This window comes from Shewanella sp. 10N.286.45.A1 (assembly GCF_041470405.1).
Taxonomy (GTDB): Bacteria; Pseudomonadota; Gammaproteobacteria; order Enterobacterales; family Shewanellaceae; genus Shewanella.
The window spans coordinates 1-9266 of sequence record NZ_JBFRMK010000004.1 but is presented as its reverse complement, the minus strand read 5'-3'; the positions used below and the strand labels follow the sequence as shown (position 1 = coordinate 9266).

The 9266-nt window shown below is 40.9% G+C and carries 8 protein-coding genes; 3 read left to right on the top strand and 5 right to left on the bottom strand.

Translation table 11 applies throughout. The features are described 5' to 3' along the window. The first annotated feature begins 164 nt into the window (after positions 1–164). Entirely contained in the window at positions 165–629 is a 465-nt protein-coding gene (locus AB4238_RS00420) for a hypothetical protein (RefSeq protein ID WP_372030590.1), read from the top strand. 239 nt (positions 630–868) lie between these two features. On the opposite strand, the gene AB4238_RS00415 is transcribed toward AB4238_RS00420, so the two are convergent. Then, entirely contained in the window at positions 869–2776 is a 1908-nt protein-coding gene (locus AB4238_RS00415) for a methyl-accepting chemotaxis protein (RefSeq protein ID WP_372030589.1), read from the bottom strand. Positions 2777–3220: 444 nt separating this feature from the next. Here AB4238_RS00415 and AB4238_RS00410 point away from each other — a divergent pair, with 444 nt between their 5' ends. Continuing rightward, complete coding sequence (locus AB4238_RS00410) at positions 3221–3634, top strand: MerC domain-containing protein (RefSeq protein ID WP_372030588.1); 414 nt, start codon at positions 3221–3223, stop codon at positions 3632–3634. Between the two features lie 274 nt (positions 3635–3908). After that, positions 3909–6023 carry a TonB-dependent siderophore receptor gene (locus AB4238_RS00405; protein WP_372030587.1) on the top strand — a complete coding sequence of 705 codons (2115 nt, stop codon included), beginning with the start codon at positions 3909–3911 and terminating at the stop codon, positions 6021–6023. A gap of 149 nt (positions 6024–6172) precedes the next feature. On the opposite strand, the gene AB4238_RS00400 is transcribed toward AB4238_RS00405, so the two are convergent. The 4 genes from AB4238_RS00400 to AB4238_RS00385 form a co-directional block, all read right to left on the bottom strand. Beyond that, entirely contained in the window at positions 6173–6340 is a 168-nt protein-coding gene (locus AB4238_RS00400; RefSeq protein WP_372030586.1) for a hypothetical protein, read from the bottom strand. 20 nt (positions 6341–6360) lie between these two features. Further along, positions 6361–6825 carry a Fur family transcriptional regulator gene (locus AB4238_RS00395; RefSeq protein WP_372030585.1) on the bottom strand — a complete coding sequence of 155 codons (465 nt, stop codon included), beginning with the start codon at positions 6823–6825 and terminating at the stop codon, positions 6361–6363. A 336-nt stretch (positions 6826–7161) separates the two neighbouring features. Then, positions 7162–7476, bottom strand: coding sequence for a hypothetical protein (locus AB4238_RS00390; protein WP_259649927.1), 315 nt, complete (start codon positions 7474–7476; stop codon positions 7162–7164). A gap of 511 nt (positions 7477–7987) precedes the next feature. After that, positions 7988–8962: a methylenetetrahydrofolate reductase gene (locus AB4238_RS00385; RefSeq protein ID WP_372030584.1), complete on the bottom strand. Its 975-nt coding sequence runs from the start codon at positions 8960–8962 to the stop codon at positions 7988–7990. Positions 8963–9266: the final 304 nt, after the last annotated feature.

Below are 9266 nucleotides of genomic sequence, written 5' to 3'. Positions count from 1 at the left end.
GCATTTAGCTGATGTGAGCTTGCTAATCAATATGAGGCCGAGGAAAACACTTGGCTATTTAACTCCGTTAGAAGTTTTGACGGGCAAGCGTGTGTCGGTTATGCCGAGAATCTAGAGTGCACTGGCTAAACAGTAGCTCAGCAAGCAATAATAAGAAGGGGTAAATGAAACGACTTATCAGCGCAATGCTTATGTGCTCTCTCGTCTCTTGTGCAAGCATTCCGGATATGCCGAATACTCTAGAAGAGCTGAAACTAACTGGCGTTTACTCAAACATCGCTTCAACAAGAGAATACAATGCTCTTGTATCTGATATTAATGACTACATGGGAATGTGTTTCAATTCGTCAGGTGGGGTTGTTATGAATGGTGTAAAACTGGGAGGGTCTTCCTATTTTTATACCCAAATGGGTCGAGAAAACTCTACAGAATTTACAGGTTGGTTGCCTTCATCTGAAAAAGAGGCTAAATACGGCAGAATACCTAGAGTGTATGTGGAGGTCATGAATAAAGCTGATGGTGCTGAACTAGATATATTTACTGTCGGTCATATCATTGATGCACATGGAGATAATATTGTTGATATAGCGAAAGGAGATATCCCTACTAATTGTACTATGTGGAATTAATAGTAAGCTTTTCTTCACTCATCATAGACCCATCATTAATGTTAGTCGTCATTAATTAGAGTAAATAGCGTGTCTGCCTAAGTGTTTGAATTAATAGCGAATGGTGCTTTTTATTCAACCGCTTAGCGAAACCAATTGCTTTACTCTAAAGCCCCGCATAACCACCCATTATTAATCGTATTAGCTACTTGCTATAGGATTGACAATGGGTGGTTATAGGTTGTGCGCTAGAGTTAGAGTTAGAGTTTGAATCGTTTTACTAGACCATCTAAATCATTTGCCATTGATTTAAGTGCTTCACTAGAGTTTTCGATACTGGCTGAAGCTTGGGCACTACTGTCGCTACTGTCACTAATATTAACCACATGCTGATTGATCTCGTTGATCACCGCAGATTGCTCTTCCGTAGCGGCTGCGACTTGAGTATTCAGCTCTGAAATATGCATAACATTAACGGCGATTTCCTCAAGGGCTTGATGGGTTCTTTGTGACGCCTCAACTCCCAGTTTTGCCTGCTCACGCCCTTCATGAACCGATGACACTGCTGCTTTAGCTCCGTTTTGTAACTCAGTTATCATCTGATGAATTTCATCGGTAGAGTCGCTAGTTCGTTTGGCAAGATTACGCACTTCATCGGCAACCACGGCAAAGCCGCGGCCTTGCTCACCCGCTCGTGCAGCTTCAATAGCCGCATTTAATGCCAGTAAATTTGTTTGTTCTGAGATTGCCCTAATAACATCCAATACACTTGAAATTGCATCACTTTTTTCGGCTAAGGTTACAATATTAGTCGATACACTTTCCATGTTGGTCGCCATATCATTAATGGTTGAATTCGACTGTTCTACGACCGTTTGTGCCCGCTGTGCTTTTTGAGTGGCTTCGGTGGTTGATTGGGCGGCAACTGACGCATTACTGGCTATTTCAGCAATAGTGCTGCCCATTTCGTTAATAGCAACCGAGACTTGGTGGGCGCCATCACGCTGAACTTCAGTGAGTTTTTTAGAGTGTTGTGCATCTGCATAGACTTGCTGTGATGCGCCATTAACATCTAAGGTGGTTGTCGCAAGCTCTTGGATGACATTTTTTAATTTGCTGATAAACGCATTAAAACCCTGAGCTAAGCGGCGCATCTCCTCGTTGCCACTTTCACTGAGACGTTGGGTTAAATCGCCTTCGCCTTCACCTAGCTCTTTAAAGGTATCGGCCAGTTGATTTATTGGGCGCACTAAGGTGTTAGCTAAATAAATACTGATAAGGGTAAACAATGCAGCAATTGCCACAAAGGTGATGATGATGTTATTGCGAGAAGTGTCTAGGCCCGCGTATAGCTCTTCCATAGGGACTTGTGCAATGATGTACCAGTCTAAACTTGCAATGTAACTTGATGCAATTAACTGTTTATCTAACATAACATGAGCGTAATTTTTTTCGCTAATGAGCTGGTTAATATTAATTGAAGGGTATATGTCGGCAATGGTCTTTTTAGACTTGTAATCAATACTCGGATGCACCTTGATGACACCGTTGCCATCGACGAGATAAACAAAGCCAGATTTTTCTATTTTAAAGCTGTTGAGATAATCGACCATTTCGTCGAATGGCTTAGATACTCCTGCCACGCCGTAACCATTGGGTTGTTGGTAGTTAAAGTAAATATCAGTGGAGCCTTTGCTATCTTTATAGATGCTGCTGGATTCGGTTTTGCCACTGTTCTTGAAGTTAAAAAACCACTTCTCTCGTTCAGGATTGAAAACCCGTAAAAACCCATTTATGTTCCAGTGTCTTTGCTGGTCGTAATCGGTAAATGAAACGTTGCTAAAGCCGTTATCACTGGCCGTTTGTGCCAAGTATTGGATGATATATGGCTCGCTTTCTGCGCTTGCGCCTTCATCGAGCCACATTTTGATCATGCTGTTTGACGCAATTGATTGAGCCATGACCTTCATTTGGTTGATTTCACCATCAATGGCGTTGCGAATACGCTGCAATAGGTTAGGCATGTCTGATTGCTCTAATCGAGTCGACAGTACATTCTTTGCACTCGTTTGTCCGACATAAGCCACTATGCTAGTTGATGCTACTACCGCCAGTAGCATGACGGTGATTAATTTATTTCGAATGGATAATGTCGACAGAAAACTCATGAATATTGACTCCTACACACTGGCAAACTGAAAGTGTGACTATGGTTTAGGTTACCCCAAATTTTAATTGTTAATTATATCGACTTAAACGTTGAGATTGTGAGGTGTTAATGTGCAGGTTTGTGAACTAAGTGGTCAAATGTCCTGTGTTAAGGGTTTGTTTGCTTGCAATTTGAACGACTGGGCTATAAATGCTGCGCTATTGTTCTGTCGTTACTTGTGTGGTCGTAGATTTTATAGCCAAACAAGCCAATCATAGGCGGCTATAATGAATTGCCTATTTATCGGTTGGCTATTTTTACTTTAGTTATTGTTGTAAATATTGCCGATAAAATAGCTAATCAATTGTTTGCTAATGTTGATTAATGTTAAGTTACTGCGACATTTTCCATGTAGCCGCATCGCTTTGCGGTATTAACTATAATTACTACCTTGAGAATTTATATGAATAAACCCGCACAAATATTACTCGATCGTCTTGCTATAACAGCCTCAGCATTGTGTGCATTACACTGTATCGCTGCGCCTCTGTTATTAGTCATATTCCCGTCTTTACTCGCGCTTCCTGTGGGTGATCATTTTTATCACATACTTATGGTGTGGTTTGTTATTCCAACAAGCTCTATCGCTGTATTACTCGGTTGTACTCGCCATAAAGACACTGCTGTATTGGTGTTAGCTTTTTTGGGTATTACAGGGCTTGCTATCAGCGCCATTTATGGGCATGACCTTTTAGGTGAAATAGGAGAAAAACTAGCGACACTGACGGCGACTTTTCTATTGATTGCTGCACATTGGCGTAATTATTCGCTTTGTCGTAATGATTCATGTGATCACGCTAAAAGCGGCAAGTGCTAACAAATAGAAGTACTAATCATAGACACTCGTGGTTATCTACATGTTTGTGTCATTCACTTCAACTTTAGGTATTACTTAACTAGAAGGTGGGTAAATACAAGTGGGGTTAGAGGCGAGCGTTAGTTTTATCATTTCCGATAGTCATGGCTTTGTTAGCAGCTATCACTTATTACTAAAACTGCTTTGTTAATTTGTTATAGAGTCTCTTTGACGATAAAAATGATATGTTGTAACATAGCGCGCAAATTTGACCCCACTCTAAAGAGTAAAGTACGTGAAGAAGCATTTTTTATATTCACTAATTATCATGTCTAATGGTGCGTTAGCGCAGGATAATATTGAACAAACCTCAGAAATTAATGATGATATTGAGCGCATTGAAGTCAACAGACTATGGCAGCCATATCGTGGTAATGTGCCACTGATTGATACTCCACAAGCGGTGGATCGTATTAACGCTGAGACCATAAAAAATGAGGGCATTACCCGTTTTATGGATGCCTTGGATTTTTCGCCTAGTATCGTAAGGCAAAACAATTCTGGTGGCATGTTTGACAGCTTCGCTATTCGCGGCTTTTCTGGAGATGAGAATAACCCAACCGGTTACTTAGTTAATGGCTTCAACTCTAGAGGGTATAACGGCAATAGAAACACGGCCAATATTGAAACGATTGAAGTAATGAAGGGGCCGGGTTCAGCATTGTATGGACAGGGTGAACCTGGTGGCACTGTAAATATCATTACTAAAAAGCCTCAGTTTGAAGAGCAAGGATACATTCAAGGCACCTTAGGTAATTATAATCAAAAGCAAGTGGAGTTTGACCATACTAAAGGGATTACCGATACCGTTGCTTACCGCTTAAATGGTTTTTATGAAGATTCCGATACCTATCGTGATCATGTTGATATTAAGAGCTTAAACTTAAGCCCTTCACTGTTGTGGAATATCTCTAACAGCACCAGTTTAAGTTATGAAATGGAAATTCTTGATCAGAAAAAGCCGTTGGACCGTGGTGTGTATGTGTTAGATAACGACTTTGATTCAGTTAACTCTTCTGATTTCTATGGTGATACTAGAGATGGGGCGCACACAGTTAAAGCGCTTGGGCATCAATTACTGCTAAATCATCAGCTGAATGACAGTTGGCATATGCTAACTGGCTTAGCTTACAGAGATTCATCATTTAAAGGGCAATCTTCAGATACCGAACTTTCTGACGGCAGACAGTTGATTTATACCGATCCGAATACCTTATCAAGACAGCGAAGAGAGCGTGATTATCAAGCGCAAGACTTATCGGCGCGTTTTGAGGTTAGTGGTGATGCCACATTGGCTGGGTTTAAAAATAACTTACTGATTGGATTAGATTACTATGACTTTAAATTAGACACTGATTACAGAGTGTGGCGAACTGCTTGGGGCTCAGGTGATCCAACTTATTCAATTGATCCTAATAATCCTGATTACACCATGGATCAGCCTGAAACATCGCCAACGACTTTAACCTCTGAAAAGCAAAAAGGTCTTGGTTTTTACGCACAAGATTTAATTGAATTGACGGATAAAACCAAGCTATTGCTTGGTTTCAGGGTCGATCAATTTGAACAGAGTATTTTTAATAAGCTGGATAACGAATCACAAGAGCAAGAGCAGACTGAAGTCTCTTCTCGCTTTGGCTTCGTTTATGAAGTCAATGACAACATAAATCTGTACACCAGTTATGCTGAGGGCTTCAGACCTAACCCAGGCCTTGATTCAGACAGAAATGCATTTGAGCCTGAGCAAACTAAATCGTTTGAAGTTGGTTTGAAATGGCAGAACGTTGCAGACATGTTCTCTGGTAGCCTTGCTGTTTACGATGCTAGTAAAACCAATATGTTAACTGCTGAGCCTGACACTGGGCTTTCTGCAACCTTAGGTGAAGTTGAAAGCCAGGGTGTTGAGTTTCAGCTAACGACTCAGTTGACTTATGACACCAATATTGAGCTTGCCTATGCTTATACTGATGCCAGAACAGCTAAAGATTTGATTGATAGTGACTGGGGCGTGCCTATCCCTAAAGGTTCTCGCCTAATTAACGTTGCTGAACATGCAGGCCATGTTTCATTGAAGCACTACGCTGACATTATGGGTAAAGAAGCATACTTTGGCGCCACGGTTAATTACGTAGGCGACCGTTTGGGTGAGACGACTGACCCTGATTATATTTTGCCAGCATACACCCTTGTAAATCTTTCTGCTGCAATCAACTTAACCAGTAGGTTTAGTTTTATGCTCGATGTGAATAACTTGTTTAACGAACAATATTTTGAAAGTTCTTACCATAAGTTATGGACCATGCCGGGTGAACCGATTAACTTTACCGCAAGTGTTAAGTACCAGTTTTAATTGCTAGGTATATAGCGCCTTAACTTCAGTAATACTGTATGAGCCGTTGCGTTATCACTCATTGACAGCAGTCAATGAGTGATGAAAGCAACGGCTTTGATGCTGCGTTAATGAAATTGAACCTAGACTGTAAATCTGAATGACAACAATCAGCTTGGGGTTAGCGCTCCCCGCGAGCCTGTCCAGCGCCACCATTTAGGTAAGTGGCCGATATCACCGCTGCACCAACGCCATTGCAGAACCCGCTGAAATGACATTAAAAATTGACCTAAAGGTTTTTTCTTAGAGAGTTGAGATGAAACTAAGGGTTGTTTCATCTCGGTCAAGCTAAATTCTCTTAGCTTGGATTAGCACATTCATTACATAAGCACTGCAGTTCAATTTGCGAGTTAAGAAGTTGAAAGTCCGCTTGGTTAATACTTTCTTTTAATGCCTCTATCACACTTGCTTGAATGGCTTTTTCTGCGACTTTGCCACAGCTCTTACAAATTAAAAATTGAGGAACTTGGTGCTCGTGATCGCAAGTGATGTGTGAACAGGCGAGGTATTTGTTTTCTGATGACAGCTTATGCACCAGTGGCAACTCATTGAGTATATCGAGCATACGATATACAGACATAGGTGCTAACGACTCTTGATGTGCCGTTCTGTACAAATCGACAATTTCATAAGCCGACAATGGCTTACTGGAGTTGAGTAATACGCCTAATACATTTTTTCTCTTCGTCGTTAGCTTGACGCCATTGTTGCGACATATTTGTTCTGCTTTAGCAAAAGTAACAGCGAGACTGGGGTTAGGCATAGTTAAGCTCAAGGAGATCGTTATTGCGGTTATTATTTATTGTCGAAGCGATATTGTAAATGATAAACAATAAAAGAACCTAGCATCATTCAATAATTAACGCCTTCTGTGATTTTACACCGCTTCTTTTGATAATAAGCATCGAATAGTCAAACTGTTACTCCATATATTTGAACATGAATACCTTTTAGGAAGCTAAACCGAATATTACTCGTTAAAGCGGCCTTTAGCCTTTTTTTCAATAGCTGTTTGAGCTGTAATTGGTATTAAACGCGGCCACAAAAAAGCGCAGCTTGTGCCGCGCTTAAGTTTTAATTTGGTTAGCTTGAGCAATCATTAATTCTTCAGTGAAAGCATTTGTTTGATCTGGGCTTGCTCTGCATCGGTAAGCATAGTTTCGTGGGCGACTTGCATATTAGTTGGGCAACGGCTTTCATTGTCTAAGGCCTTGTCAAACACTTGGAAGTGGCTACCTGATACTGTTTGATATTGGCAAACTAACAAGTTCTGATCCGTCTTTGATTTGACTAAATCAGCGGTTACCGCAGTATTGGGTGAGGCATGCACGCTGCCAATTGAGACAAATAAAGTCAGCGCGATAGTGGTTACTGTTTTCACTGCTGTAGTTAACATATTGGTTAAATTTTTCATCTGTCGCCTCTGCTTAATCATCCTAATTCGATAATTAATATAGCTGCAGAATGCTGTACCGTAACTTAACGATTGATTAACTAGGGGCTGTTGACCTTTCACGGTTGTTTTTACAACGGTTTATTGGCTATTTTGACAAGGCGGAGGCTATGTCGTTTAGTCATTCTCCACAAATAACCTACAACACAGTCAAAATAGCCAAGCAGCGCGACCCTTTGGATTCGTTTCAATGCTTTTATTCTTTTATGACGAGAATGTGTTACGAGATTTTTGCTTAGTCAGCTAAGCAGCATCGCTCAAGTCTGGTACTAAAATAATTATTACTTAGGGTAAAGAATCGAACAAAACTAAGCTAAAAAGATCAACAGCTCCTTGCTAAAGAATGGATAAGGCTGCAATAAGTTCGGCTATGTTGGTGATCTTTCGAGTAAGCTTTAGCTGTGAATTGGAGCGAGGAGTTGCATGCCCTACGGTTAATGAACACCGCAGGGCGATACTTTTACAACTGGTGTTATCTGTTAAGCACAAATTGATCTATTTGATTTTGGGCTAAGGCTTGATTCATTGTGCCCTTAAGTAGCTTGTACATTAAAATAGAGGCATCAATCTCAGCTTTACGATTGGTTAAACTTTCAATATTCAACCCCAATGGGATATTGAGTGGAAGTACCGCCGCCAAAATTTTCAGTAGGTTACTGTGATTAACCTTGATTGACTCATAAAGAGGATCGTCGGCTGACAAAATACGATCGCGGGTCGCTTCGGGAACGGATACACCTAACCAGTTGATAAACTCTAAGGTTTTGGCACTACCACAAGGGGAGAATGTAAGGATCACTCGATTTGGCTTTACATTATTGAGTGCACATTCCTCAGCGTAGCTGGTTAACATATCGATAGTTGCTTGGGCGTTATACACCGCTTGAGTGATGTAGTACTCACAGCCAAGGGTCGACTTACCTAGTAGACGAATATGTTCATTCTTTTTACTTAAATGGCGCTCTGCAATTGCAACACCACCAAGATAGAACTCTTGCGAGTGTGCGGCTAACACCCGGTAAGCGTCATTTAAAGGCAATGAACTTGCAGCTTGAGTCGATGGCGAACCGACTAACACTAAATCTCTTACGTTATTTTGATACCAAGCACGAGACAGCCATTCATTAAAGCTCTCCTCATCAAGACCGGCGACACTCTTATAGGCGATAACAGGTTTGGCTGACTTTTGATTGAGTAGCTGAGCATAGGTGCCAGAATCATATGTGGCCTTAAACGGAAAAGGCCGCGGGGTATCAATACGGCTGGTTTCATCTTGAATATCGTAAATGATTAAACCATCGAAACTTATCTCATCAAGACGGGCTAACAACTTATCAGCAATGGTACTGACCGATTCAAAATCGGTATCGATTTTGGGTGGGGTTGTACCAATAAAGTAGATCCCACGGTGATGATCGGACGAACGCTGTTTTAATGATTTTTTCATGTTTAGCCGTCTAGATGGATATTGGCCCCATTGTGTCCTAAATCGTGGCGATTGTTAAGGCTCAATAAGATAAAATTTTTTAATACCCAATTTAGTGGGTTTATTATAAGCGGTGTCGGAGACACTTTCCTTAGCTTCCTTTTCTCGAAGACCCAAAAGGTAAGCTAGTGATAAATAAGTGATGGCTCTCCATTGTAGGGAGTCATGTTTAAAAATAACCTGCTTAATCAATCATTCGTTATCACTATGATGCTATTTCTGCCCGTGACAATGTAATACCAATTACATTAAGTATTTGAGCAGT